Origin of the sequence: Streptomyces lydicus (genome assembly GCF_000717345.1) — a bacterium.
Lineage (GTDB): Bacteria > Actinomycetota > Actinomycetes > Streptomycetales > Streptomycetaceae > Streptomyces > Streptomyces lydicus.
This window is the reverse complement of record NZ_JNZA01000012.1, coordinates 129,256-153,358: the sequence shown is the minus strand read 5'-3', so window position 1 is coordinate 153,358 and position 24,103 is coordinate 129,256. Positions and strand designations below refer to the sequence as shown.

Genomic DNA, 24,103 nt, shown 5'->3' with positions numbered 1-24,103 from the left:
GTCCCAGCCCTCGGTGCCACCGGCCGGAAGGCCCGAGGGCAGCGGGACCCCCCGGGGCGCTCCGGCAGGGGCACGTCAGCGCGTTGCACGGCTCAACAGGGCCCCGGCGATGGCGACCTGCGCAGGTTCGAGGTGCGTCTTGCCGTCTTCGATGTCCCACAGCGCGTTCTGCAGCACACGGCCGAGCGTCCAGCCGGTGGCCCGCCGCCGGTCCAGGCCGAGGGCCTCGGTCAGCAGGTCGAAGCGGCGCAGCACCGCACGTTCGACGTCGCCCGTCGCCACCACCTCCGCCCACCGGTTGTGCAGTGCCGGCAGAAGCTCGAACCCGGGATCCCCGGCCAGCGGCTCGGGGTCGATGGCCAGCCAGGGTTCCCGCTCGCCCGCGAGGACGTTGTCGTAGTGCAGGTCCCAGTGCAGCAGCCGGTCGCCGGGTTCACCGACCAGCTCGGCGACGGCGGACGCGCAGGTGCGCACCAGCCGCTGTTCGGCGGGATCGCGCAGCGCCGGCACGGCCCGCGGGACCTGGTCGAGCATGGCGGCGGCGAGGCCGGACAGCGTGCGCAGGCCCTCGGGGGCGGGCACCGACGACAGCCGGGCCAGCAGCTCGGCGAGGATCTGCAGGGCCCGGGCGTCGTCGGCGACCGAGGACAGCGTGCGGGTGGCGTCGAGCCTTTCCAGCAGCTGGCTGCTGGACTCCTCGTCGTGGTCGAGGAGGCGGACGATGCCGTTGCCCCGCCACGTCCGCAGACCGGTGGCCGCGCCGGCGGTCTCCTCCCGGAGCTGCTGGAGCTTGAGGGCGGCGGGAGTGCCGTCGGCGCGGAGCACGGGCAGGACGAGCGAGGCCATGCCGTGTGCGGCGGGGCCGTCGGGCCGCAGGTCCCAGCGCTCCAGGAGGTCAGCGCCGAGGCGGGGCAGCCCGGCGAGCCAGGCCCGCGCGTCGGCACCCTGCCCGCCGTAGGACGCGGCGAACGCCTCGGGAACGTCGATGGAGGTCGGCGAGTGCATACGAGCAGTCTCCGTCACCGCCCGTACCGGCGCCCGAACTCTCGGACATCCGACCGGACATCCGATCTGGAAGTCGCTCGGCTCCTTACGGACCTTATGAGCAGCATCAACCGCAAAGGTCGCATATGACCCATCTACCGTATGCGGACGCGGATATCACTCTCCGAGGTCACGGCGTCCACATAGCGTTCAGCTCCCGGGCCCACCCGCGTCGGTTTGTATTCTCGGCAGGCGCCCCCCTTCGACGCGGCACCTGTGAGAGGAAGCACCATGACCACCGAGCTGAGCCCCGACGCCCTGACCGAGGCCCTTGCGCGGGCCCGCCGGGACTACCAGGACCTCACGGCCCGCGGGCTCTCCCTCAACCTCACCCGGGGCAAGCCGGCACCGGAGCAGCTCGACCTCTCCGAGGAACTGCTGAGCCTGCCCCGCGGAGTGCACACCTCCGCCGACGGCACGGACGTACGCAACTACGGCGGCCTGCAGGGACTGCCCGAGCTGCGGGAGATCTTCGCCGAGGTGCTCCAGGTGCCGGCCGGACAGCTGCTCGCCGCAGGGAACTCCAGCCTTGAGCTGATGCACGACTGCCTGGTGCACGCCCTGCTCGGCGTACTGCCCGGTGCCACCTCGCGCTGGGTGGAGCAGGAGCGGATCGCGTTCCTGTGTCCGGTGCCCGGTTACGACCGGCACTTCGCGCTCTGCGAGCGGTTCGGGATCGACATGATCCCGGTGCCGATGACCGCCGAGGGCCCGGACATGGACGTCGTGGAGCAGCTCGTCGCCGAGGACCCGACGGTCAAGGGCATCTGGTGCGTCCCGAAGTACAGCAACCCGGACGGCACCTGCTACAGCGACGCGACGGTGGCGCGGCTCGCCTCGATGAACACCGCGGCCCCCGACTTCCGGATCTTCTGGGACAACGCCTACGCCGCCCACCACCTCACCGAAGAGCCCGTCGAGATCGCCGACCTGCTCGCCGCCTGCGACGAGGCGGGGAACCCGGACCGGGCGTTCGTGTTCGGCTCCTCCTCGAAGATCACGATGGCCGGCGCGGGTGTCGCCTTCTTCGGCTCCTCGCCCGCGAACCTGAAGTGGCTGCTCGGCCACAACGCCAAGCGCTCGATCGGCCCCGACAAGGTCAACCAGCTGCGGCACGTCCAGTTCCTGCGCGACGCCGACGGCGTGCGGGGGCACATGGAGCGCCAACGCGCCCTGCTGCAGCCGAAGTTCGAGGCGGTGGCGCGGATCCTGGACGCCGAGCTCGGCGGGACCGGACTCGCGACCTGGACCGCGCCCAAGGGCGGCTACTTCGTGACGCTGGAGGTGCCGGACGGCTGCGCCAAGGAGGTCGTACGCCGTGCCACCGAGGCGGGCATCGCGCTGACCCCGGCCGGCGCCACCCACCCCTACGGCAACGACCCGCGCGACGCGGTGATCCGGATCGCGCCCAGCTACCCGAGCCTGGCCGAGCTGGAGCTCGCGCTCGAAGGTCTCGCCGTCTGCGTCCGACTCGTGGGGTACGAGCAGCAGGCCCGCTAGGTTCCGCCCGTCCGACGCGAAGCATGCGAGGGACGGGGCACGAGCTGTGGGGGGCGCTCCCGGAGCCGGCGTGACCACGGCACCGCGTCATCAGCGGGGCGGTGTGGTCAGCGGTTCCGGGGGCGCCCCCGCAGCACCGGTGCAGGGCATGGCCGGGCGCCTCAGTCCAGGGTCTGGGTGAGTGCGCTGCGGGTGGCGGTGTGCACGACGTGGCCCCGCGCTCCGTTGACGATCGGCAGGTGCGGCGGGACGTGTCCGCACTCGACGTCGGCGATGATCGGCACGTTGAGGGAGCCGAGGGCGTCCAGCACGGCCCGGTGCTGGGTGAGGGAAGCGCTGTCCGGTGCCGAGGTCCGGCCGACGAGGACTCTCCTTCCCAGGAATTCACCACAGCTCCAGCAGTTGAGGGGAGTTCACAGCAGGGCGAGCAACCGCTCTGCTTGCCTCTCGGCGGTGCCGGGCGGGTTGCGACGGGGCGTGCCGTTGTCGCTCAGCAGGTTGCCCAGCCACAACAGGGCGTTGAGCCGGCGCAGATGCTCGATCCGGGCGGACTCGGCCTCGGTGAGCGGGAACAGGCCGAGGAAGAAGTCCACGTCGAAGGTGCTGTCCACCCAGGTGGAGAGGTGGCTGCTGATCTCCGCCAGCTCGAAGGCGCGGTCGCTGCGGCCGGCGTCCTCGAAATCGAGGAGGCGTACCCGGGCCCCGTCATAGAGGTAGTTGGCGATATTGCCGTCCGTCAGCCCGAAAACCGGGTGGACGGCGTCCGCGCCGGACACCGTCTCCAGACGTGCTCCGGCCAGCCACCGCTCCCCCGCCGCGAGCGCCTCCCTGACCACCGGCTCCCAGGGCCCGTCCGGCCGGCGGGCCAGCCGGCTGCGGACATGGGTGTCGACCCGGCGGGCGTGCCAGGCACCGGTGGGGATCGCGGCGAGCGCCTGACCGGGAACCGCACGGTGCACGGCGGACAGCGTCCGGGCGAGCGCGCGGAGGGTCGGCCGCGACACGACCGTTCCGCGCAGCGGCGTACCGTCGATCCTGGACATGGTCACCTCCGGCGGTTCCGCGTCGAGGGCCGCCGCGAGCGGGGCCGGGGCGATGCCGGGCGCGAAGCGGTGCAGCAGGGTGAGTCCGCGCCACTCACGGAGCGCCTCACCGCGCCCCCAAGAAGTGAAGCGCTTGGTCACCACGTCGTCCGCAAGGTGGAGTTGGTGCGTGCTGCGCAGTACGGTCATCGGCCCCGTCCGCTGGTTACTGTGGGGTAGTGCGCCGGCCGTGGCAGCCGGCGGAGGGGCGATCCGCTGCCCGCGGGCCCCCCGGGAACTCCATGAAAGGTGCTACATGACCGCAGTGCACGGTGAATACCTGGATCTCGCCACCCCGGACGGCGTGGCCGACGCCTTCCTCGCCCACCCCGACGACGGCCGGCCACACCCCGGCGTCCTGCTGTACATGGACGCCTTCGGGCTGCGCCCCTCGCTGGAGGAGATGGCCAAGCGCCTGGCCGGGCACGGCTACACGGTGCTGACGCCCAACGTCCTGTACCGCGCCGGGCGCGCCCCGCTGGTGGACCTGCCGGACTTCATCGACGGCCCCCAGGCGGCGGAGATCTTCGAGCGGCTCTTCCCCCTGATCCGGGCGCTCACACCCGAGTTGGCCATGCGGGACGCGGGCGCCTACCTCGACTGGCTGGCCGCCTCTCCCCTGGTCGCAGAAGGCCCGGTGGGCACCACCGGCTACTGCATGGGCGGCGTCCTGGCGATCCGTACGGCCGCGGCCCACCCCGACCGGATCGCGGCCGCGGCCGCCTTCCACGCCGGCCGCCTGGCGACCGACGCCGAGGACAGCCCGCACCGCCTGGCCGGCCGCATCACCGCGGAGCTGTACTTCGGCCACGCCGACCAGGACGCGTCGCTTCCGGCCGAGCAGATCGAGGCCCTGGAAACGGCCCTGGACAGCGCGGGCGTGCGCCACCGCACCGAGGTCTACGAGGGCGCCCACCACGGCTACACCCAGGCCGGCACCTCCGCCTACAACGCGGAGGCCAGCGAACGCCATTGGCAGGCCCTGCTCGACCTCCTCGGACGCAACCTGCCCTGACCACCGCCTGCCACCCGACGCCGGCGGACAGCCGGCAGCCACCGGCCCCGGTAACGGCCGGCCGGGCCCGCGGCCGAGGCGAAGGCCGCGGCCGAGGCGAAGGCCGCGGCCGCCCGGCCGGCCGCCCGGCACCGGGGCCCGGTCAGGTACGGGAGAGCGCGGGAGCGCCGCTCCGTAAACTGATCATGGTGCGAGCACGAGGGGGACGAATGAGCACGACGGTGTGGATCCACGACCCGGGCCGGAAGAGCGGGAAGGCGGAGAGGCCGAAGGACGGGCGCGTGTGGCGGGAGATACGCGCCGCCGGTCCCAGGGGACGTGAAGGCGGCGGCTCGGAGGAGGCGACGCTCGGGTACCTGGAGCGTGACCTTCCGTCCGGGGGCCCGGATGCCTACCTCGCCGCTCGTAAGGAGGGCGCCCGCACGTTCCTGTTGTGGGCCGATGCCTACCGGCAGCACCTGCTGGCCCGGGTCGTCACCAGGTCCGCGACGAAGGGCGGCACCGCCGTGTTCGAGGTGCTCGGGGCCCGCGGCGAGACGCTGGCCGTCGTCTCGCGGAACCCTGCGCTGCACGGTGGGCACGGGCGCTCCCGCTGGACGGTCGAGCAAGCGGGCCGCCCGGCGGCCGTCGGCGTCAAGGGCCACCTCTTCTGGTGGTGGGTGTGGTGGCTCCTCCTCCCCCTGTGGGTGGCCATCGCGGTGGGCAGCTTCGTGGCGGGCGGTGACATCGCGCGGATGCCCCGCAGCATCCGCTGGAAGACGTCCCAGGAGGAGGTCCTCGTCTGGCACTCCGGTACGGACGACTTCGCGCTGACCGCCCTGGCCGACTGGTGGGACCCTCGCGTCACCGCCGCCCTCGCCGCGTTGGTCAAAAGTTACGACGGCTGGCTCGGCACGCCCTGGGACGAGGGGAGGTAGGACGGCGGCCGGGCGAGGTCGCTGCGGGAGTTCCGGCTGCCGATCGACCTGCGAAACGGCGCCCGGACCTGGTCCCCGGAAATGCTCACCACTTTTCGACAGCGGGATGCATGCTCGGATCCGCCCCGATGACCAGGACGCCGAGGTGGCTCGTCTGGTGGCCCATGGCGCACAGCGTGTTGACATCGGCCAGGGTTGAACCGTCGTGGGTTGCCTGGGACTGCGCGGGGGCGGAGCCCGTTAGCGGGTCCGGTACGAGGTTCCCCGCGCAGTCCTCGGGCGGTGGGCGGACGGGCGGGCGCCGGTCCGGCCGGTTTGCTCAGTGGTCGGCGGCCGCGTCGGATTCGGCGGCGGCCGCTGCGCTCTCCGCGCCGTCGACCAGCTTGCGCATGCCCGCCAGGTCGGTGGGCGCCGGCGAGGCGGCCGACGGTGGCGCGGTAGGTGTGGCGGTGGCGCGCGAGGCGTCGCCCTCGGCGCGTACGCCGTTGCCGCACCCCGTGACCAGCAGGCCGCAGACCAGGGTGGTCGCCGCGAAGACGGCGGCCTGGGCGGTGCGGGTCACGACGCGGCGTTGGTCTGCGTCCGGCACCAGGTGGCCACCTTGGCGAGGTCCTTCTCCCGCTGCTGAAGCGTGGGGACGAGGGACTTGCGGTGGGCCAGCTTGTGGTTGAGGAAGGTGGCGATCTCGGTGTGACCGGCCGCCTTCGCCTTCTCGACGCGCTTTTCCAGGCGGGCGATCGAACCGCGCACCGTGGCCTTGCCCTGGAGACGGGCGAGCGCCCGGTGGAGACGCTTTTCGATCTTCGGGGCGCGCTTGCACAGGGCGCGCGCACCGTCGCCGGTGTGGGTCTTGGCGGTGGCGGACGGCTTCGGGGTCGCGGCGGGAGTGTTGTCCGCGGCCACGGCGGTGCCGGCGATGCCGAGCAGGGCGGTGCCGGCGGCCACCGAAGCGATGGCGATGTTCCGGGTTCGGGTGGGCATGGGCTTCTCCTCGTGCGGTTCGTTGCGTGACGTACGGCGCGCTGCGTGACGTAGGGCCCGTTGCGTGTACAGCCCGTCGCGCGTGTGGTGCGTTGCGCTGCGTGCGGTTCTTGCGTGCGTACGGGCGCCGCGTCCGTGCGTATGAGCGCTGCGTTCGTACGGTCGGCGGGCTCGTCGCCCGTCCACGGGGAGAAGTTAGAGAAGCTCTTTGTGGAAACCTTGTGGTCGTTCGACAGGGTCGGCCAGCCAGTCCCGGTGGGCGGGCAGTTGCGCGGGCCGCGGCCCGTCGGGGGTCGCGGCGGGGAAGGCGACCTCGAAGCGGGCGCCCCGGCCGCCCGGGCCGTCCAGGACGCGCAGCCGCGCCCGGTGCAGGGCGGCCTGCTGGGCGACGAGGGTGAGGCCCAGGCCGGATCCGGGACTGTCCTGGCCGCGGTGGAATCGCTGGAAGACCACCTCCCGGCGCTCCGGCGGGATGCCGGGGCCACGGTCGTCGACGCACAGGACGACGTGGCGGGCAGCCGTCGGCGTCCGTGACTCCCCGGGGGCCGTCGGCCCGGCGGCGTGCAGCGAGATCCGCACCTGGCCGGCCCCTCCCGCCGCGGGCCGGCCGTGGACCAGGGCGTTCGTCACGAGGTTGTCCATCAGGGAGCGCAGACCGGGGCGCCAGCCGTGGATCGTCAGGCCGGGGCTGCTGTCGACGGTCACCTCGGCCGCGGGGTTCCTGCGGCGGGCGTCGGCGGCGGCCTCGTCGGCGAGTTCGGCGAGGTCGATCAGTTCGAACGCGTCCGCCTCGACGAGGTCGCCCTGGCCGAGCGCCCTCAGCATCACCAACAGGCCCAGCAGCCGGGCGTGTTCGCGACGCAGATCGTCCACCGTCTCGGCCCGGTCGGTGGGGTCGAGATCCTGGAACGCGTCGAGGATGTCGAGGTTGGTCTGCATGCTCATCAGGGGCGTGCGCAGTTCGTGGGACGCGGCGGCGGAGAAGGAGCGTGCGGCGGCCAGGGCCTCGGCGGTCCGGGTGGCCTGTTCGTCGTAACGGGCCAGGAAGGTCTGCAGCGTCCGGGCGAGGTCGTCGACCTCCGTGATCCGGGTGGGGAGGTGGTCCAGGCGGGCCACGCTGGTGTGCGGGTCGAGTCCGCTGGTGGCCTGCTGGAGCCGCCGCAGCGGCCGGGCGGCACGCGCGGCGAGCAGCCAGGCCGCGGCGCCGGCCGGCACGGCGGCGAGCAGGGCGACGGTGAGGACCCTGCGGCGCACCAGTCCGATCTGCGCCTCGCGCGCGGTGTCCGCGGAGAACAGCCACAGCATTCCGCGCGCACCGGCTCCGCCGCCGGTGACCGGAACGGCCAGCACCCGCCAGCTGTCGCCGTGCGCGCGGACGGTTGCCGGGCGGCCGGAGCGGGCCGGCAGCGGTACCGACACATCGGGTTGCGGGCCGTCGAGGACGGTGCCGCCGGGGCCGGTCAGGCGGACCCCGACATCGAGGGCGGCGGTGAACAGCTTCTGCCGCCGGGCTTGTTCGGCGCGCGGGCGACCGTGCGAGGAGGCCCTCAGCACGCCGCGCGCGGCGACCGCGACACTCTGTGCGCGTTCGGTGAGACGCTGGTCGGCCTGGGTGCGCAGGTCCTTGGCCACCAGTGTCACCAGAAGCCAGCCGGAGGCAGCCACCAGCAGGGGCACCACGAGTCCGACGACGAGCGCGATGCGGGTGGAGAGTCTCATCTCGTCGCGCCCCCCGCCCCGGCCGCGGAGTCCCCGTCGTCGCGCAGGACGAAGCCCACGCCGCGCACGGTGTGGACGATGCGGCCGCGGCCGCCGGCTTCCAGCTTGCGTCGCAGATAGCTGACGAAGGTGTCGACGGCGTCGGTCCGTACGTCGAAGTCGTAGCCCCAGACCCGTTCCAGGAGCTGGTCGCGGGTCAGGACCTGACCGGCGTTGCGGGCCAGCACCTCCAGCAGCGCGAACTCGCGCCGGGTGAGGGACAGCTCCCGGTCGTCGAGGCGCGCGCGGTGGGCTGCCGCGTCGAGCAGCAGGCCGCCGACGCGCACCGTGTCGGTGGCGGCGGGCGGGCGGCGGCGCAGCAGTGCGTGCAGACGCAGTACCAGCTCGTCGAGGGCGAACGGCTTGACGAGGTAGTCGTCGCCGCCCGCCTGGAGGCCGGCGACGCGGTCGGCGACCTCGTCGAGTGCGGAGAGCATGAGGACCGGTATGTCGTTGCCGTCCTCGCGCAGCCGCCGGCACACCGTGATGCCGTCGAGGTCGGGCATCGAGATGTCGAGGACCATGACGTCCGGGGGCGTGTGCGTCAGCCGTTCCAGCGCGTCCCGGCCGCCGTCGGCCAGGCTCACCGTGAAGCCGTTGAGCCGCAGTCCGCGCCCCAGCGACCGCCGGATCGCCGCGTCGTCGTCCACCAGGAGAACCCGGCCGGTACTGAGCGGTCCCGTCATTCTTCTCTGCCTCCGTGCCTCGCCGTCGCCGAAGCATCATGCGTCATGGGGGCGGCGGGCCGGTGGGCGCGGGTGGCAGAACGGGTCTCCCCGGATCCTGGGCGTGCGGAGCGGAACGCACTTCGTCCGTTTTATGTCTTGTCGGGTGGGCGCCTGCCCCGCACTGTCGATGCCGACAGTCTTGATCACCATCACGGAGGCCCGTACACCGCCATGAACACCGAACGTGAGACCACCGTCCGCGCCCAGCTCGAGGACTTCATCCAGACCCGGGAATTCAGCTGCCTGGGGGCGCGCGCCGCGCTGAAACGCGACAGCATCACGCACCGGCATTACCGAAGAATGGGCGAGGCGTCATCGGCCGCCGAGAATCACCGTGATCTCGTGGAGTACGTCCGCACCGTACGGCCGCTGCTCTCGGACCGGAGTTTCCGTACCTTCGTCGCGACGTTCGACGAGCCCGGAACGGTGGACGAACTCGCCTACGAGGGGCTGATATGGCAGCACCTCCAGCTCATGCATGACCTCGACAGCCGCAGCTTCGGGCTGGACAAGGGGGCGACGTCGGACCCCGCACTGCCCAATTTCGGGTTTCACACCGGCGGGCATGCGTTCTTCGTCGTGGGGATGCACCCCGGCGCGTCCCGGGCGAGCCGCCGCTTCTCGGCGTCGGCGATCGCTTTCAATTCGCTGGCGCAGTTCGTGCTGCTCGGGGAGAAGTTCTACTCGATGCAGGGCGCGATCCGCCGGCGTGAGAGCAAGAACAACGGGTCGGTGAATCCGAGTTTCACGGTGTACGAGTACGAGCAGCCGGCGCGGCACTTCTCCGGGCGGTTCACGGAGGAGGACTGGCAGTGCCCGTACACCTCGCGGCACGAGCCGGCCACCGAGGACTTCACGGCGGGGCTGATGCAGCACGGGCGGTAGGCAGGTGGCCGAAGCCGGGCTCAGAGCACGGCCGACGCCGAGTCCGCCAGCCGGCGGCGGGCGGCGCGGGCGGCCGGAAGGGCCGAGGCCGCGGCGGAGACCGTCACCGCGAGGGCGATGACCAGCGCCAGGACGCCGAAGGCCGGGCGCTGTGCGATGCCGGTGCCCCAGCCGCTCGCGGCGCCCTGGAGGTCGATGAGCCACCGGGAGGCGAGGACGCCCAGCACGGTACCGGCCAGCGCGGCGGCCAGGGTGACGAAGGCGGTGGCCGAGACGATGACGGCGGTGATCTGGCGCGGGGTGAGGCCGACCGCCCGGAGCGCGAGCAGGTCGCGGCCGCGGTCGCGGACCGTGGCGCCGACGGTCGTGGCCAGCTCCGCGAGTCCGATCAGCGTGAGCACGGCGATCAGGCCGGCGGCGACGGCGCGGACCGTCGAGAGCTGGTCGGCGGGGTTGGGGACCTGGCGCACTTCGAGCCGGCCGCCGGACGCCTTGGTGAGGGCGTCGCGTACGGCGGCGGGGTCGGTGCCGTGGTGCAGCACCAGGTTGTAGAAGTCGGGGCGGGGCGGCTGCGGCGTCGGGGTGGCGGTGTCGCCGTCGCGCAGGGTGTCCAGGGTGGTGGAGATGACCCGGCCGGCGTCGGCGGTTTCGATGCTGCGGCCGACGATGTGCAGGACGTGCGGCCGGCCGGCGACGGTCATCCGTACCCAGTCGCCGACGTGCGCGTCGAGGAGTTCCAGCAGGCCCTGCCCGGCGACCGCCTCGTCGGGGCCGCGCGCGGCGTGGCCCTCGGCGACGGCGAGGGGGTAGGGGCGGGCCAGGGTGCCGAGCCCGCGCAGGGTGATGGTGCCGGTCTGGCCCGGGACGAGGGCCTGCACCTCGGCACCCGGGTAGGCGGTCAACCGGTGCTGCCCGGCGAGGAGTTGGCGGACGGCAGGGTCGTCGAGGGTGTCGGAGCGGGCGGTGAGGGCCGCGGCCAGGCCGACGCTTTCGGGGCGGGCGGTGAAGCGGTCCACGGTGGTCCAGGCGCCCAGGGCGATGGTGATGAGCAGCAGGGGGACGGCGAGGCGGGCCACGGCCGCCGAGGAGCGCAGCGGGCGGTGGAAGGCGCCGCGCCAGCCGAGGACGAGGGCCGGGGGGATCTTGAGGCCGAGGGCGCGCCGCGTGAGGGCGGAGGGCCGGCCGGCGGTGGGGGCGGCGGCGCGGGCGACCGGGACCGGTGGCACCCGTCCGGCGCGCCAGGCGGTCAGGCAGGTCGCCGAGCCGATGAAGGCCACCACGCCACCGCAGATGGCCAGGGGCAGCCAGGTGTGTTCGGGGAGTTGCCGCCACACGGCCGTCGCGTCGCCGATCCGGCCGGGCGCCAGGGGGCCGAGGAACTGGGTGACGAGTGCGCCGAGGGTGACGCCCAGCAGCGCGAAGCCGAGGTGCAGGGCGAGGAACATGCGGACGACCTGGCCGGGGGTGAAGCCGATGGCCTTGAGGACGGAGATGTCGCGGAGGTGGCCGCGGATCCTGCTGCTGATGGCGCCGCCCACCGCCAGCGCCGCGGCGAACAGCGCGCCGAGCCCGAAGAGGCCGAGAAGGCGGGCGAGCAGGCTGTTGTCGCCGGCGGCATCGGCGCGGGCCTGGCGCCAGGTGGAGACGTCGGTGATCTGGTCGGCGCCGAGCCGGGTGACGGCCCGCTGGACGACGTAGTCGGTGTCCGCGGGGTTGCCGAGCCGGAGGCCGATGGTGCGGCCGTGCTGGTCCTGACCGGCATCGGAGGCGGCAAGGGTCCGGGGCAGCACCCAGCCGACACCGGGGGTCTCGCCCGCGCGGAAGGGGACTTCGGCGGAGTCCGCGATGCCGACGACCCGCAGGGGGGCGGTGAAGCCGCTCAGCGCCAGCGAATCGCCCGGTTTCGCCCAGATCGCGTGGGCCACCGAGGCGTCGAGGACGATGCCCCGGGTGGAGCCGGCGTCGGCCCGTTCATCGAGCCAGCGGCCGGCGACGACCTGCGGGGCGGCGGTGGCCGGGCGACGGGAGGTGCCCCGCAGTTCGAGGGTGGCCCGGGCGCCGCCGGGCTGGAGGCTCGCGGTGGCGCGGACCGTGGGGAACGGGCCGGAGGCGGCGCGGACCTCGTCCAGTGCGGCGAGTGAGCCGGCCGGTGTGCCGGCCTGGGTGTGGATCCAGACGTGGGCGCCGGAGGACTGGGTGAAGACCCGCTGCCAGGGGTCGGTGGCGTACGCGAAGAGGGCGGTGGCCAGCAGCAGGGAGATGGTGATGCCGGCCGTGGCCAGCACGATGAGCACCGCCGCGGGGCGGTGTGCGCGCAGGTGTGCCCGGGTCCAGCGGGCTGCGGCTCGCACCGGTCAGCCCTTGAGCTTGAGGACGTCGGAGACGCCGGCCGCGGGGCGGTCGGGTGCGCTGCCGAGGTGGGCGTCGTCGCGGACCCGGCCGTCGAAGAAGCTGATCACGCGGTCCGCGGCGCTGGCGATCCGGGCGTCGTGGGTGACCAGGAGGATGGTCTGGCCGCGCCGGTGGAAGCGGGCGAGCAGCCGCAGCACCTCGCGGGTGCCCTTGCTGTCCAGGCTGCCGGCGGGTTCGTCGGCGAGCAGCAGGCTGGGGCTGTTGACCAGGGCGCGGGCCAGGGCCACACGCTGCTGTTCGCCGCCGGAGAGCTCGCCGGGGGTGCAGTTCTCCTTGCCGGTCAGGCCCAGCTCGTCGAGCAGTTCGGTGCGGTCGGTGCGGGCCTGCCGGGGGGACCGGCCGGCCAGCAGCGCGGGGAGTTCGACGTTGTCGGCGACGGAGAGGTTGGAGACCAGGTTGAAGAACTGGAAGACGATGCCGATGTGGTGCCGGCGCAGCTCCGCCCAGCGGGCCTCGCTGTAGGTGTCGACCTGGCGGCCGTCGACCCAGAGGGCGCCGCTGTCGGGGCGGTCGAGGCCGCCGAGGAGGTGCAGGAGGGTGGACTTGCCGGCTCCGGAGGGGCCGGTGACCGCGACGAACTCGCCGCGTGCGACCGTCAGGTCGACGCCGCGTACGGCGTGGACGGGGGCGGCGCCCTCGGGCCGGTGGGTCTTGACCAGGCCGGCTGCCCGCAGTATCGGGCCGGACGGCTCGTCCCGGTTCATTCCAATTCCTCCTGACAGCGCTCCAGCCAGTCGAGATCCGCCTGCAGGTGCAGCATCGCGCCCTCGATCAGCAGCTGCGCGACGCGGTTGTCCCGGTCCTCGCTCGCGGCGAGTTTGGACAGGTCGCGCATGGTGTTGAGGTACTGGCGGCGCTGCTTGTTGATCAGGGTGATCTGGTCCGCGGTCCCGGTGTGGGGGGCGAGGGCGAGCTTCATGAAGAATTCGTCCCGTACCCGAGGTTCGGCGGTGGTCTCCTCGAACCACGCGTCCACGGTCTCCCGTCCCGCGTCGGTGATCCGGTAGATGCGCTTGTTGGGCCGGTCCGACTGCTCGACGTCCTCGCCCTCGATCAGGGCCGCCTTCTCCAGCCTGTTCAGGGTGACGTAGATCTGGCCGACGTTCGGCTGAGGGTATGCCGCGCCGAGGAGGTTCTCAAGGGCCTGTTTGAGTTCGTAACCGTGCGCGGGTCCGCCGACCAGCAGGGCCAGGAGTGGCAGCCGCACGCGTGTCCTCTCCCTCCCCGCCGTACTTGCCGGTTATCCGGACCCGTCCGAGTGTGAGCCGGGTCGCCGTCGCATCTTCCTGCGGCATCTAGTATCCCGCATGGCTAACAGGTATACATGGGGCGGGCTGTCGGTCCGCACGTCCCGTCGACGCCTGGTTCAAGGAGGAGCCCATGCGGTGGAAGCGTGCCGCGGGAAGGGCTCTGCTGGTCCTGTCGCTGCTGTTCGCGGGCAGCGCGGGCGCCCAGGCCGGGGAGCCGGCCAACGGCTCGGACGACCGGGGGCCGATCACGCTCGTCACGGGCGGCGACCTCACCGGCTATCTGCGCGGCGTCCTCGACGGCTGGAACGTCCGGCACCCGCGCGAGAAGGTCACGCTGGTCGAGCTGCCGGACGCGGCCGACGAGGTGCGGGCCCAGATGGTCACCGAGCTGCGCGCGCACAGCGACCGCTTCGACGTGCTGAACATCGATGTGGCCTGGACGTCGGAGTTCGCGGCGGCGGGCTGGATCCGGCCGGTGGACGGCCGGCAGTTCCCGCTGAACCGTTTCCTGCCTCCCGTGGTGGACACCGCCACCTTCCGGGGGCGGCTGTACGCGGTCCCGTACGTCACCAATGCCGGGCTGCTCTACTACCGCAAGGACGTGCTCGACCGGGAGGGTGTGCGCCCGCCGCGCACCTGGGCAGAGTTGCGGCACCTGGCGAAGACGGTCGCACCCAAGTACGGACTGGACGGCTACGCGGGTCAGTTCCTGCCGTACGAGGGGCTGACCGCCAATGTCGTCGAGGCCGTGCAGTCGGCGGGCGGTTCGGTGCTCGCCGGTGAGGGCGCGCGGGTGACGGTGGACTCCCCGGCCGCCCGCCGGGGCCTGTCCTTCCTTCTCGACGGGGTGCGCGAGGGCTGGATTCCCGCGCGGGCCCTGTCCTACAAGGAGGAGGAGTCCCGGAAGTCCTTCCAGGACGGCCGGCTGCTGTTCCTGCGCAACTGGCCCTACGCGTACGCGCTGGCCGGCTCGCGTGCGTCGAAGGTGGCGGGGAAGTTCGGGGCGGTGCCGCTGCCGGGGCCGGACGGGCCGGGTTCCAGCGCGCTGGGCGGTTCCAATCTGGCGGTCAACGCGCACTCCCGGCACCCGCGGACGGCCGCCGAGCTGATCTCCTACCTGACGTCCGAGCCGGTGCAGCGCCGGGTGCTCACCGAGGGGGCGCTGCCTCCGGTGTGGGCCGGGGTGTACACCGATCCGCAGCTGGTGCGGCGGTTCCCGTACCTGCCGACGCTCAAGCGTGCGGTGCTGACGGCCCGGCCGCGTCTGAAGAGCCCGCGGTACGACCAGGTGAGCCTCGCGGTGCAGGCGGTCATGCATGACGCGCTGCTCCACCGGCGGAGCACGGACGCCACCGTGGCGCGGCTGAAGCGCGAGCTGAGCGCCCTCGTCGGCCGCGGCTGACGCACGCTTCACCCCCTCATCTAGTTACTTGTTAAGTACAGCCTCGCCTGGGCGCGCTTCATAATTCTGCACAAATACGGGCATCCAAAAGGGATCTTGAGTCTTTTCGTTGACACCCGAATGACATCCCTACTTAACATGCATGCACAACAGCGACCCCCGCCGCAGGCCGCACGGCATGCCCATGCAAGAACGGGATCACGGCAGATGCTCATCGCCACCGCAGACAACGGCTCCCCGGCCGACTCCGCGCCCTCCCTCTCCCTCCCCGGCCCGGCCGCCCCCGCGCCGGCCACCGGGACCACGTCCCACGACACGGCGCAGCGCTGGTGGCGCGACGCGGTGATCTACCAGGTCTACGTCCGCAGCTTCCTCGACAGCACCGGCGACGGGATCGGCGATCTGGCCGGCGTCCGCACGGGGTTGCCGTACCTCAAGAAGCTGGGCGTGGACGGCATCTGGCTCAGCCCCTTCTACCCGTCGCCGCAGCACGACCACGGCTACGACGTGGCCGACTACCGCGAGGTGGATCCCGTATACGGCGACCTCGCCGAGTTCGACCTCCTGGTGGCCGACGCCCACCGGCTCGGCCTGAAGGTGCTCCTGGACATCGTCCCCAACCACTGCTCCAGCGAGCACGCCTGGTTCCGCGCCGCCCTGGCGGACGGCCCGGACAGCCCCGCACGGGCGCTCTTCCACTTCGCCGACGGGCGCGGCACCGACGGCGAACTGCCGCCCAACAACTGGCGGGCGATGTTCGGCGGCCCCGCCTGGTCGCGCGTCACGGAGGCGGACGGCAACCCGGGCCAGTGGTACCTGCACATGTTCACGCCCGAGCAGCCCGACCTGAACTGGCGCAACCCCTCGGTGGGCGCCGACTTCGACAAGGTGCTGCGCTTCTGGCTGGACCGCGGGGTCGACGGCTTCCGCATCGACGTGGCCGCCGGGCTGTTCAAGCACCCCGAACTGCCCGACTCCCCCGACCCGTCGGCCGACGAGCGCACCCGCGACTCGGTCAACCCGCTGGCCTGGAACCAGCCCGAGGTGCACCAGGTGTGGCGCGACTGGCGCGCCCTGTGCGAGGAGTACACGGCCCGCGACGGCCGCGACCGGCTGCTGGTCGGCGAGGTCTCCGTACGGACACCGAGCGAGCAGGCCGCGTATGTGCGCCCCGACGAGCTGCACCAGGCGTTCTTCTTCCACCTGCTCACCGCGCGCTGGGACGTCGGCACCTTCCGCACGGTGATATCCGAGGCGCTCACCGACATCGCGGGCACCGGTTCCACGGTCACCTGGGTGCTCAACAACCACGACCAGGTCCGCACCGTCACCCGGTACGCCGGCGAGCCCGGGGACGGGCCCGCGGGAACGTGCGGACCGGCCAGGGCGCGCGCCGCCGCCCTGCTGATGCTGGCGCTGCCCGGCGCCGCGTACATCTACCAGGGCGAGGAGCTGGGCCTGCCGGAGGTCGTGGACCTGCCGGACGAGGTCCTCACCGACCCGATCTTCCACCGTACGGGCAGCCGGCAGCACATCCGCGACGGCTGCCGGGTGCCGCTCCCCTGGTCCGGGCACGCCTCCCCGTTCGGCTTCACGACGGGCACCGGCGCGGCGCAGCCCTGGCTGCCGCAGCCCGCGTGGTTCGCCGAACACGCCACGGAGCGGGCGCTGGCCGACACCCGGTCGTTCTGGCACCTGTACCGGGAGGGGCTGCAGCTGCGCCGCAGCCTCCCCCAGCTCGGCGAGGGCACCCTGCGCTGGCTCCCCTCCCCGCCCCAGGTCCTGGCGTTCGAACGGGGCGACGGCCTGGTCTGCGCCATCAACTTCGGTACCGAGCCGGTGCCGGCGCCCGCGCCCGGTCTCCCGCTCCTCGCGAGCGGCGACTGCCCGCCGGGGACCCTGCCGGGTTCCACCGCCGCCTGGTGGATGCACGCTCCCGCCGGCCGCTAGCCCGCCCCGCCCCCTGACCCACCACCCCGCTTGTCCTCCCGAAGGGAAACCCACGATGAGACGACCCGCAGTACGACACACCCGAGCCGCCCTCTCCGGCGCGGCCGTGCTCGGCCTGGCGCTGAGTGCCACCGCCTGCGGCGGCGGAGCCTCGGCCGGCGGCGGCAAGCAGGAACTCAGCGGTCAGACGGTGACCGTGGCCGGTGTGTGGACCGGTGTGGAGCAGCAGAACTTCAAGAAGGTGCTGGACGCGTTCTCCGAGAAGACCGGCGCCAAGGTCGTCTTCTCGTCCACCGGCGACAACGTCTCGACGGTCGTCGGCAGCCAGATCGAGGGCGGCAACGCGCCCGACGTGGTGATGGTCCCGCAGGTCGGCGTGTTGCAGCAGTTCGCCAGGAAGGGGTGGCTGGCGCCCCTCTCGGGAGAGGTCGGCGCCGAGGCCAAGCGCAACTTCGCGCAGGTGTGGCAGGACTACGGCACGGTCGACAAGACCTTCTACGGCCTGTACTTCAAGGCGTCCCACAAGTCGACGGTGTGGTACAGCCCGGAGGCGTTCTCGCAGGCCGGGGTGAAGCCCGCGAGCACGTACCAGGAGATGCTGAAGTCCGGCCGCACCCTGTCCGACTCGGGCCTGCCGGCCTTCTCGGTCGCCGGTGAGGCCGGCTGGCCGCTCACCGACTGGTTCGAGAACATCTACCTCTCGCAGGCCGGAGCGGACAACTACGACAAGCTCGCCGCCCACAAGATCCCGTGGAGCGACCCGTCCGTGGTGAAGGCGCTGACCACCCTCGGCAAGCTCTTCGGGGACAAGAACCTGGTGGCGGGCGGCGGTTCGGGGGCGCTGCGCACCGACTTCCCCGAGTCCGTCCAGCAGGTCTTCGGCCCCGAGCAGAAGGCGGCCATGGTCTACGAGGGCGACTTCGTCAGCGCCCTGGTCACCGACGAACTGCACAAGCAGGTCGGCAAGGACGCCAAGTTCTTCCCGTTCCCGTCCGTCGACGGGGGCAAGGCGCCGGTGGTCAGCGGCGGTGACGCCGCCGTGGTGCTCAAGGCCGGGAAGAACAAGAAGGCCGCGATGGACCTGGTCAAGTACCTGGCCACGCCCGAGGCGGCGTCCATCTGGGCCAAGGCCGGCGGCTACATCTCCCCCAACAAGAAGGTGCCCGCGGGCGACTACCACGACGCGGTGACCCGCAACGCCGCCAAGTCGCTTACCGGAGCCGGGAATTCCGTCCGCTTCGACATGTCCGACCAGGCGCCCGCGGCGTTCGGCGGCACCCAGGGCGCCGGTGAGTGGAAGCTGCTGCAGGACTTCCTGCGCGACCCCTCCGACCCCCGGGGCACGGCCCACAAGCTCGAGGCCGCCGCGGCCAAGGCGTACGGAAAGTAAGGACCAGGGGCCCGATCCCATGTCTGCCACCACTTCTGCGGTGCCGCCCGCCACCACGCGCGGCGGCCCGCCCCGCCCGCCGGGCGACACCCCCGGACGGCCCGGCGCCCCCGCGCGCCGCGCCGTCCGGCGCCGCCGGCGCATCGCCGCGGTGTTCCTCTTCCCCGCGCTGCTGCTGCTGGGCGCGCTGGTCGCGTACCCCATCGTGTTCTCGGTCATCCGCAGCATGTACGACGCCTCCGGCGACACCTTCGTCGGCGTCGGCAACTACACCACGATGTTCCAGGACCCGGCCACGCTCCGGGCCATCCGCAACAGCGCGGTCTGGGTCGTCTTCGCCCCCGCGCTGCTGACCGGACTCGGCCTGGTCCTGGCCGTGCTGACCGAGAAGATCCGCTGGAAGACCGCGTTCAAGCTGCTGATGTTCATGCCGATGGCGATCTCGTTCCTCGCCGCCGGCATCATCTTCCGCCTCGCCTACGAGCAGGACCCGCAGCGCGGCGTGCTCAACGCGGTCACCGTCGGCATCCACGACAGCGTCCAGGGCGAGTCCGTCTCCTTCCCGACCGCCAAGGCGCGGCTGGGCGACAAGCGGCTCACCAAGCGTCCGGACGGTGGTTACCGCACGGCCCGCAGCGCCGCGCCCGGCCACACCGTCAACCTCGGTCTGGTCGGCGTGGCCCCCAAGGACATGCCGCACGCGGCGCGGCCCGCCGCCGCGGCCGCCGCGTCCCCGGCCGGCCACGGTGAGCTGCGGGGTGTGGTCTACCTCGACTTCACCCCCGGCGGTGGCGGGAAGCCCGGCGTCGTCGACCGCGGCGAACGCGGGCTGCCGAAGCTCGCCGTCGAGGCGGTCGACTCCCACGGCAAGGTGGCGGCCACGGCCACCACCGGTGCGGACGGCTCCTACCGGCTGACCGGTCTGGCGCCGGGCCCGTACGCGGTCCAGTTGCCGGCGAAGGACTTCGCCCCGCCGTACGAGGGCATCGCCTGGCTCGGCCCCACCCTCATCACGCCCGCCATCATCGGCGCCTACATGTGGATCTGGACCGGCTTCGCCCTGGTCCTCATCGGCGCGGGTCTGTCCTCCATGCCGCGGGACGTCCTGGAGGCCGCCCGGATGGACGGCGCGAACGAGTGGCAGGTCTTCCACCGGATCACCGTGCCGCTGCTCGGGCCCGTCCTGGGCGTGGTGTTCGTGACGATGGTGATCAACGTGATGAAGGTCTTCGACCTCGTCTACATCATCGCCCCCGGCCCCGTGCAGCAGGACGCCAACGTCCTGGCGCTGCAGATGTGGCTGGTCTCCTTCGGCGGCGGCAACAACCAGGGACTGGGCAGCGCCCTCGGCGTACTGCTGCTGCTCCTGGTGGTGCCGGCCATGGCCCTCAACATCCGACGCTTCCGCAGGAGCCAGAAATGACCACCGTCCAGGGATCCGCCGTGCGGCGCAGGCGGGCGGCAGCGCGGCCGGCGAAGCGGCTCAGCCGTACCGTGATCCAGCTGTTCCTGCTCGTCGTCGGCCTGATCTGGCTCACCCCGGCCGCCGGTCTGTTCCTGTCCTCGCTCCGTACGGAGGAGGCCAACGCGAGCAGCGGATGGTGGACCGCGCTGAGTGCGCCGAGCCGGCTGTCGCTCGACAACTACGCGGCGCTGCTGAAGGATTCGGGCATCGTCCAGGCGTTCTGGAACACGGTGCTGATCTCCGTGCCGACCACCCTCGCCGTCGTGGTGATCGCCGCGCTGGCCGGATACGCCTTCGCCTGGATGGATTTCCCCGGCCGGGACTGGGTGTTCCTGGTGGTGGTCGCGATGCTGGTGGTGCCGGTGCAGATCGGACTGCTGCCGGTGGCCAAGCTGTTCGGCGCGCTCGGCCTGTTCGGCTCCATCCCCGGTGTGATCCTCTTCCACACCGCGTACGGTTTGCCGTTCGCCATCTTCCTGCTGCGCAACTACTTCGCGGAGATCCCCAAGGAGATGCTGGAGGCGGCCCGCATGGACGGCGGCGGGGAGTGGCGGATCTTCTCCCAGCTGATCCTGCCGCTGGGCCGCCCCGCCATCGCCAGCCTGGCCATCTTCCAGTTCCTGTGGGTATGGAACGACATGCTGGTCGCCCTGCTCTTCGCGGACAACGAGTCGCAGCCGCTGACGGTCGCCCTGCAGTCGCAGATGCGGCAGTTCGGCAGCAACATCGGCGTGCTGGCGCCCGGCGCCTTCCTGTCCCTGATCGTGCCGCTGATCGTGTTCTTCGCGTTCCAACGGCACTTCGTCCAGGGCATCATGGCCGGTTCGGTGAAGTGACGCGGGCGGGCCTGACGCCCCGGACGCCGGGATCCGCTGCTCCGCGCAGCGGGTTCCGGCGTCCGGGGCGTTGCCGCGCCTCGCGTCAGGAGGTGGTGCGCAGCGGCGGTACCGCGGGAACCTCGATGGCGGCCGCGAGGTCGTCGGCGGTGAGCTTGAAGACGTCCGGGTAGGCGTCGCGGCGGGTGCGGCGGGCCGGCTCGGTGGTGCGCCAGGTGTAGAGGCAGCGGCGGCACTGGAGGACGTCCCAGACACCGGGGACCGGGGAGGTGGCGAGCCGGCCGACGACGTCGTGGGCGCAGCGGGGGCAGAGGGTCATGGGGTGCTCCTTGCGGGAGGTGGCGGCGGATTCAGCCCTGGGCGGCGAGGAGTTGACGGAGCCGGGCGGCCCATTCCTCGGCCTCCGGCAGGTCCTGGACCGGGGTGGAGAAGTTGCCACGGGCGTCGGCGCCGACGGGGGTGGTGGCATCGATGATCATCTTGCTGGTGAGGCCGGCCGGCTGGGCCGCCGGCGCCAGTTCCACGACCGAGAGGTTGGGGAGCACCACGACGTCGTCCTTGGGGTTGACCTTGGCGGACATCGCCCACATGACCTGGGGCAGATTGAACGGGTCGATGTCCTCGTCGACGACGATGACCTGGCTGACGTAGCCGAGGCCGTGCGGGGTGGTCATGGCGCGCATGCCGACCGCCTTGGCGAAGCCGCCGTAGCGCTTCTTGGTGGAGATGATGACGAGCAGGCCGTGCGTGTACATGGCGTTGACGGCCTGCACTTCGGGGTATTCGGCGCGCAGCTGCTTCAGGAGGGGAACGCAGGTGTTGGGCCCGACGAGGTAGTCGACCTCGGTCCACGGCATGCCGAGGTAGAGGGATTCGAAGACGGGGTCGGTGCGGTACGAGACCCGGTCGACGCGGATCACCGGCATCCGCCGGCCGCCCGAGTAGTGGCCGGTGAACTCCCCGAAGGGGCCCTCGATCTGGCGCTTGCGGGACTCGATGACGCCCTCGATGACGACCTCCGAGCCCCAGGGGACGTCGAAGCCGGTGAGCGGCGCGGTGGCGATCGGGGCGGGCGCCTGGCGGAGTGCGCCGGCCATCTCGTATTCGCTCTGGTCGTACGCCATCGGCATGCCGGCCACGAGGGTGAGGACCGGGTCGTTGCCGAGGGTGAGGGCGATGGGCAGGTCCTCGCCCCGCTCCTCGGCCTTGCGCAGGTGGAGCGCCACGTCGTGCACCGGCACGGGCTGCATGGCGAGGCGGTTGTTGCCGATGACCTGGAGGCGGTACGTGCCGACGTTCTGCTTGCCGAAGTCGTCCGGGTCCTCCGGGTCGCGGGAGACGACCGCGGCCTTGTCGAGGTAGAAGCCGCCGTCGCCGTCGTTGAGGCGGAAGAGCGGCAGGACGGAGAAGAGGTCGATGTCGTCGCCCTGTTGGGTGTTCTCCCGCCAGGGGGCGTCCTCGCGGCGTTCGGGGGCGACGGGGAAGGCGTCCCAGCGGGCGGCGAAGGTCTCCACCTGGTCCTTGACCGGGGTGTCCTTGGGCAGGCCGAGGGCGAGCGCGTGGTTGGCCCAGGAGCCGTGCACGTTCATCGCGATGCGGGCGTCGGTGAAGCCCTTCACGTTGTCGAACCACAGGGCGGGGGCGCCTTCGCCGATGCGGCCCGCGGCGTTGGCGGCGGCGGCCAGATCGGGCTCGGGGAGGACCTCGTCGGTGATGCGGAGGAGCTGGCCCTCCTCTTCGAGGGCGGCGAGGAAGCCGCGGAGATCGTCGTACGCCATGGGTGACTGCCCTTCGTGCGGGGGGAGTTGGGGAGGTGGCCGCCGGGGGGCCGGGCGGCGGTCAGGCCGCCGTGCCGGGGCCGGCGGTGCGGGCCGCGCGCATGCCCGCCCAGCGCCGGGCGGCGGGGGCGGGCAGCTCGAACTGGTCGAGGATGCGCGCGGTGAGGTGGTCGACGATGTCGTCGACGGAGGCCGGGTGGTTGTAGAACGCCGGCACCGGCGGCACCATCTGGACGCCCATGCGGGCCAGGGCGAGCATGTTCTCCAGGTGGATCTCGCTGAGCGGCGTCTCGCGCGGGACGAGCACGAGCTTGCGGCGTTCCTTGAGGACGACGTCGGCGGCGCGGGCGATCAGACCGTCGGCGTAGCCGGCGCGGATCCCGGCGAGGGTCTTCATCGAGCACGGGACGATCACCATGCCGTCGGTCCGGAAGGAGCCGGAGGAGAGGGTGGCGCCCTGGTCCTCGGGGTGGTGCACCTCGTCGGCGAGGGCGCTGACGTCGCGCACCGAGCGGCCGGTCTCCAGCTCGATCGTGGTGCGTGCCCAGCGGGAGAGGATGAGATGGGTCCGGACGTCCGGCAGCTCCCGCAGGTTCTCCAGCAGGCGCACCCCGAGGGGCGCACCGGTCGCTCCGGTCATTGCCACGATCAGCCGCACCGTTCCGCTCCTCTACCTCATTGACCTGCGTGTTCCCGCCGTCTGCGGGAGAGGCGGCGATGACTCCACGCTAGGAGGCGCAGGGTGCCGGACGGCGGTACGCTCAGGACACGCGATGGGAAAAAGTGGACACCCGGACGTCCGGGACCTGGCGTACACGGCGACGGCCGGCGCGGCTGCCGGGGTCGAGGTGGTGGAACTGGGCGGCCTGTTCGAGCGGGCCCGGCGCCACGGCAACGACCCGTGCGCGCCGCTGCGGCCCGCCTTCCACCAGCTGATCACGGTGCGCGGCCGGCCGATGCGGATATCCGTCGACTTCGTGGAGCACGAGCTGCCGGCCGGCGCGTGGCTGTGGATCCGGCCGGGGCAGGTGCAGCAGTTCGGTCCGGACCTGGTCGGGGCGGACGGCACGATCGTGGTGTTCCAGCCGGGGTTCCTCCCGCCGTCGACGGTCGCCGTGGCACACATGGATCCGCCGTACATGCAGCGGCCGTTGCGGCCCGACGGCGCGGCCGCGGAAGGGCTGCGCCGGGCGCTCGACCACCTGGTCTTCGAGTACGCCGCGCTGGCGTCGCTGCCGCTGGAGTCGTATGTCGAGGTGATGCGGCATCTGGTGTCCGTGCTGGTGCTGCGGCTGGCGTCGGCGCAGGAGGGGGAGCATCCGCGGTCGGCCGCGGTGGCGGAGACGTTCCGGCGGTTCCACGAGGCGGTGGAGCGGGACCATGCCGTGACCCGGCGGGTCGAGGACTACGCGGCGGCGCTGGGCTACAGCCAGCGCACCCTGTCCCGCGCGACGCTGGCGGCCGTCGGCACGACGGCGAAGAAGTACATCGACGAGCGTGTCCTGCTGGAGGCCAAGCGGCTTCTCCAGCACAGCAGGCTGCCGGCGAAGGCGGTGGCCGACCGGCTCGGTTTCGCGGACGCGAGTGACTTCAACAAGTTCTTCCGGCGGCGGGCGGGCACGACGCCGGCCGCGTTCCGCGCGCAGGCCCGCGGACGTCGTGCCGCTTCCCCGCCGTCGGGGGACGCGCCGTGACCGGACCGTGGGCCCG

Annotated in this window: 22 protein-coding genes and 2 pseudogenes; 11 read left to right on the top strand and 13 right to left on the bottom strand. The window is 72.4% G+C overall.

Translation table 11 applies throughout. The features are described from left to right. Positions 1–75: 75 nt before the first annotated feature. A complete protein-coding gene (locus OO62_RS13255; RefSeq protein ID WP_033267545.1) occupies positions 76–1,005 on the bottom strand; it encodes an aminoglycoside phosphotransferase family protein in 930 nt (309 codons plus the stop codon). Positions 1,006–1,275: 270 nt separating this feature from the next. On the opposite strand from OO62_RS13255, the gene OO62_RS13250 reads away from it, so the two are divergent. Beyond that, complete coding sequence (locus OO62_RS13250) at positions 1,276–2,544, top strand: aspartate aminotransferase type Ic (protein WP_033267544.1); 1,269 nt, start codon at positions 1,276–1,278, stop codon at positions 2,542–2,544. Positions 2,545–2,705: 161 nt separating this feature from the next. Here OO62_RS13250 and OO62_RS37845 read toward each other — a convergent pair. Further along, positions 2,706–2,912 (bottom strand): annotated as a pseudogene (locus tag OO62_RS37845) (LD-carboxypeptidase); the annotation flags it as partial. A 45-nt stretch (positions 2,913–2,957) separates the two neighbouring features. Further along, the gene (locus tag OO62_RS37420) at positions 2,958–3,776 is read right to left on the bottom strand and encodes a phosphotransferase (protein WP_033267543.1); all 819 of its coding nucleotides are present in this window, start codon (positions 3,774–3,776) and stop codon (positions 2,958–2,960) included. A 106-nt stretch (positions 3,777–3,882) separates the two neighbouring features. Between OO62_RS37420 and OO62_RS13240 the strand changes: the two genes are divergently transcribed. The 3 genes and pseudogenes from OO62_RS13240 to OO62_RS40565 form a co-directional block, all read left to right on the top strand. Next, the gene (locus OO62_RS13240) at positions 3,883–4,641 is read left to right on the top strand and encodes a dienelactone hydrolase family protein (protein ID WP_033267542.1); all 759 of its coding nucleotides are present in this window, start codon (positions 3,883–3,885) and stop codon (positions 4,639–4,641) included. 209 nt (positions 4,642–4,850) lie between these two features. After that, complete coding sequence (locus OO62_RS13235; protein WP_033267541.1) at positions 4,851–5,558, top strand: hypothetical protein; 708 nt, start codon at positions 4,851–4,853, stop codon at positions 5,556–5,558. Between the two features lie 115 nt (positions 5,559–5,673). Continuing rightward, positions 5,674–5,754: pseudogene (locus tag OO62_RS40565) on the top strand (VOC family protein); the annotation flags it as partial. Positions 5,755–5,877: 123 nt separating this feature from the next. Here OO62_RS40565 and OO62_RS13230 read toward each other — a convergent pair. The 4 genes from OO62_RS13230 to OO62_RS13215 all read right to left on the bottom strand — a co-directional run bounded on the left by OO62_RS13230 (position 5,878) and on the right by OO62_RS13215 (position 8,983). After that, a complete protein-coding gene (locus OO62_RS13230; RefSeq protein ID WP_051733095.1) occupies positions 5,878–6,147 on the bottom strand; it encodes a hypothetical protein in 270 nt (89 codons plus the stop codon). Then, positions 6,117–6,539, bottom strand: a complete 423-nt coding sequence (locus OO62_RS13225) for a hypothetical protein (RefSeq protein WP_033267540.1) — start codon at positions 6,537–6,539, stop codon at positions 6,117–6,119. The genes OO62_RS13230 and OO62_RS13225 overlap by 31 nt, the downstream gene beginning before the upstream one ends. A 195-nt stretch (positions 6,540–6,734) precedes the next feature. Then, on the bottom strand, positions 6,735–8,258 hold the full coding sequence (locus tag OO62_RS13220) for a sensor histidine kinase (protein ID WP_033267539.1): 1,524 nt from the start codon (positions 8,256–8,258) through the stop codon (positions 6,735–6,737). Then, complete coding sequence (locus OO62_RS13215; RefSeq protein WP_033267538.1) at positions 8,255–8,983, bottom strand: response regulator transcription factor; 729 nt, start codon at positions 8,981–8,983, stop codon at positions 8,255–8,257. Before OO62_RS13215 ends, OO62_RS13220 begins: the two co-directional genes overlap by 4 nt. Positions 8,984–9,196: 213 nt before the next feature. Here OO62_RS13215 and gntA point away from each other — a divergent pair, with 213 nt between their 5' ends. Beyond that, positions 9,197–9,910, top strand: a complete 714-nt coding sequence (gene gntA, locus OO62_RS13210; protein ID WP_033267537.1) for a guanitoxin biosynthesis heme-dependent pre-guanitoxin N-hydroxylase GntA — start codon at positions 9,197–9,199, stop codon at positions 9,908–9,910. A gap of 20 nt (positions 9,911–9,930) precedes the next feature. Here gntA and OO62_RS13205 read toward each other — a convergent pair whose 3' ends face one another. The 3 genes from OO62_RS13205 to OO62_RS13195 are packed head-to-tail and all read right to left on the bottom strand — an operon-like array spanning position 9,931 to position 13,529. Continuing rightward, positions 9,931–12,261: an ABC transporter permease gene (locus OO62_RS13205; protein WP_033267536.1), complete on the bottom strand. Its 2,331-nt coding sequence runs from the start codon at positions 12,259–12,261 to the stop codon at positions 9,931–9,933. Positions 12,262–12,264: 3 nt separating this feature from the next. Then, on the bottom strand, positions 12,265–13,026 hold the full coding sequence (locus tag OO62_RS13200) for an ABC transporter ATP-binding protein (RefSeq protein ID WP_033267535.1): 762 nt from the start codon (positions 13,024–13,026) through the stop codon (positions 12,265–12,267). Next, a complete protein-coding gene (locus OO62_RS13195) occupies positions 13,023–13,529 on the bottom strand; it encodes a PadR family transcriptional regulator (protein WP_033267534.1) in 507 nt (168 codons plus the stop codon). The genes OO62_RS13200 and OO62_RS13195 overlap by 4 nt, the downstream gene beginning before the upstream one ends. Before the next feature lie 173 nt (positions 13,530–13,702). Between OO62_RS13195 and OO62_RS13190 the strand changes: the two genes are divergently transcribed. The 5 genes from OO62_RS13190 (at position 13,703) to OO62_RS13170 (ending at position 20,615) form a co-directional block, all read left to right on the top strand. Beyond that, positions 13,703–14,974 carry an ABC transporter substrate-binding protein gene (locus OO62_RS13190; RefSeq protein ID WP_033267533.1) on the top strand — a complete coding sequence of 424 codons (1,272 nt, stop codon included), beginning with the start codon at positions 13,703–13,705 and terminating at the stop codon, positions 14,972–14,974. A 207-nt stretch (positions 14,975–15,181) separates the two neighbouring features. Beyond that, the gene (locus OO62_RS13185; RefSeq protein ID WP_033267532.1) at positions 15,182–16,924 is read left to right on the top strand and encodes a glycoside hydrolase family 13 protein; all 1,743 of its coding nucleotides are present in this window, start codon (positions 15,182–15,184) and stop codon (positions 16,922–16,924) included. A gap of 55 nt (positions 16,925–16,979) precedes the next feature. Next, a complete protein-coding gene (locus tag OO62_RS13180) occupies positions 16,980–18,314 on the top strand; it encodes an ABC transporter substrate-binding protein (protein WP_033267531.1) in 1,335 nt (444 codons plus the stop codon). Between the two features lie 19 nt (positions 18,315–18,333). Further along, positions 18,334–19,737, top strand: coding sequence for an ABC transporter permease (locus tag OO62_RS13175; RefSeq protein ID WP_033267530.1), 1,404 nt, complete (start codon positions 18,334–18,336; stop codon positions 19,735–19,737). After that, positions 19,734–20,615 carry a carbohydrate ABC transporter permease gene (locus tag OO62_RS13170; protein WP_234386240.1) on the top strand — a complete coding sequence of 294 codons (882 nt, stop codon included), beginning with the start codon at positions 19,734–19,736 and terminating at the stop codon, positions 20,613–20,615. Before OO62_RS13175 ends, OO62_RS13170 begins: the two co-directional genes overlap by 4 nt. A gap of 85 nt (positions 20,616–20,700) precedes the next feature. Here the strand turns inward: OO62_RS13170 and OO62_RS13165 are convergent, their stop codons facing one another. From OO62_RS13165 to OO62_RS13155, 3 genes are all read right to left on the bottom strand, one after another. Continuing rightward, positions 20,701–20,934: a non-oxidative hydroxyarylic acid decarboxylases subunit D gene (locus tag OO62_RS13165; protein WP_033267529.1), complete on the bottom strand. Its 234-nt coding sequence runs from the start codon at positions 20,932–20,934 to the stop codon at positions 20,701–20,703. A 31-nt stretch (positions 20,935–20,965) separates the two neighbouring features. Continuing rightward, positions 20,966–22,393: a non-oxidative hydroxyarylic acid decarboxylases subunit C gene (locus OO62_RS13160; protein WP_033267528.1), complete on the bottom strand. Its 1,428-nt coding sequence runs from the start codon at positions 22,391–22,393 to the stop codon at positions 20,966–20,968. A 61-nt stretch (positions 22,394–22,454) separates the two neighbouring features. After that, complete coding sequence (locus OO62_RS13155; RefSeq protein ID WP_033267527.1) at positions 22,455–23,051, bottom strand: non-oxidative hydroxyarylic acid decarboxylases subunit B; 597 nt, start codon at positions 23,049–23,051, stop codon at positions 22,455–22,457. A gap of 115 nt (positions 23,052–23,166) precedes the next feature. Between OO62_RS13155 and OO62_RS13150 the strand changes: the two genes are divergently transcribed. Beyond that, positions 23,167–24,087 carry a helix-turn-helix transcriptional regulator gene (locus OO62_RS13150; RefSeq protein ID WP_033267526.1) on the top strand — a complete coding sequence of 307 codons (921 nt, stop codon included), beginning with the start codon at positions 23,167–23,169 and terminating at the stop codon, positions 24,085–24,087. Positions 24,088–24,103 lie beyond the last annotated feature (16 nt).

What these genes read in the sequence shown, in the direction of transcription:
- OO62_RS13255 (WP_033267545.1), bottom strand. Translation starts at nt 1,005, where the DNA reads ATGCACTCGCCGACCTCCATCGACGTTCCCGAGGCGTTCGCCGCGTCC.
- OO62_RS13250 (WP_033267544.1), top strand. Translation starts at nt 1,276, where the DNA reads ATGACCACCGAGCTGAGCCCCGACGCCCTGACCGAGGCCCTTGCGCGG.
- OO62_RS37420 (WP_033267543.1), bottom strand. Translation starts at nt 3,776, where the DNA reads ATGACCGTACTGCGCAGCACGCACCAACTCCACCTTGCGGACGACGTG.
- OO62_RS13240 (WP_033267542.1), top strand. Translation starts at nt 3,883, where the DNA reads ATGACCGCAGTGCACGGTGAATACCTGGATCTCGCCACCCCGGACGGC.
- OO62_RS13235 (WP_033267541.1), top strand. Translation starts at nt 4,851, where the DNA reads ATGAGCACGACGGTGTGGATCCACGACCCGGGCCGGAAGAGCGGGAAG.
- OO62_RS13225 (WP_033267540.1), bottom strand. Translation starts at nt 6,539, where the DNA reads ATGCCCACCCGAACCCGGAACATCGCCATCGCTTCGGTGGCCGCCGGC.
- OO62_RS13220 (WP_033267539.1), bottom strand. Translation starts at nt 8,258, where the DNA reads ATGAGACTCTCCACCCGCATCGCGCTCGTCGTCGGACTCGTGGTGCCC.
- OO62_RS13215 (WP_033267538.1), bottom strand. Translation starts at nt 8,983, where the DNA reads ATGACGGGACCGCTCAGTACCGGCCGGGTTCTCCTGGTGGACGACGAC.
- gntA (WP_033267537.1), top strand. Translation starts at nt 9,197, where the DNA reads ATGAACACCGAACGTGAGACCACCGTCCGCGCCCAGCTCGAGGACTTC.
- OO62_RS13200 (WP_033267535.1), bottom strand. Translation starts at nt 13,026, where the DNA reads ATGAACCGGGACGAGCCGTCCGGCCCGATACTGCGGGCAGCCGGCCTG.
- OO62_RS13190 (WP_033267533.1), top strand. Translation starts at nt 13,703, where the DNA reads ATGCGGTGGAAGCGTGCCGCGGGAAGGGCTCTGCTGGTCCTGTCGCTG.
- OO62_RS13185 (WP_033267532.1), top strand. Translation starts at nt 15,182, where the DNA reads ATGCTCATCGCCACCGCAGACAACGGCTCCCCGGCCGACTCCGCGCCC.
- OO62_RS13180 (WP_033267531.1), top strand. Translation starts at nt 16,980, where the DNA reads ATGAGACGACCCGCAGTACGACACACCCGAGCCGCCCTCTCCGGCGCG.
- OO62_RS13175 (WP_033267530.1), top strand. Translation starts at nt 18,334, where the DNA reads ATGTCTGCCACCACTTCTGCGGTGCCGCCCGCCACCACGCGCGGCGGC.
- OO62_RS13170 (WP_234386240.1), top strand. Translation starts at nt 19,734, where the DNA reads ATGACCACCGTCCAGGGATCCGCCGTGCGGCGCAGGCGGGCGGCAGCG.
- OO62_RS13165 (WP_033267529.1), bottom strand. Translation starts at nt 20,934, where the DNA reads ATGACCCTCTGCCCCCGCTGCGCCCACGACGTCGTCGGCCGGCTCGCC.
- OO62_RS13160 (WP_033267528.1), bottom strand. Translation starts at nt 22,393, where the DNA reads ATGGCGTACGACGATCTCCGCGGCTTCCTCGCCGCCCTCGAAGAGGAG.
- OO62_RS13150 (WP_033267526.1), top strand. Translation starts at nt 23,167, where the DNA reads ATGGGAAAAAGTGGACACCCGGACGTCCGGGACCTGGCGTACACGGCG.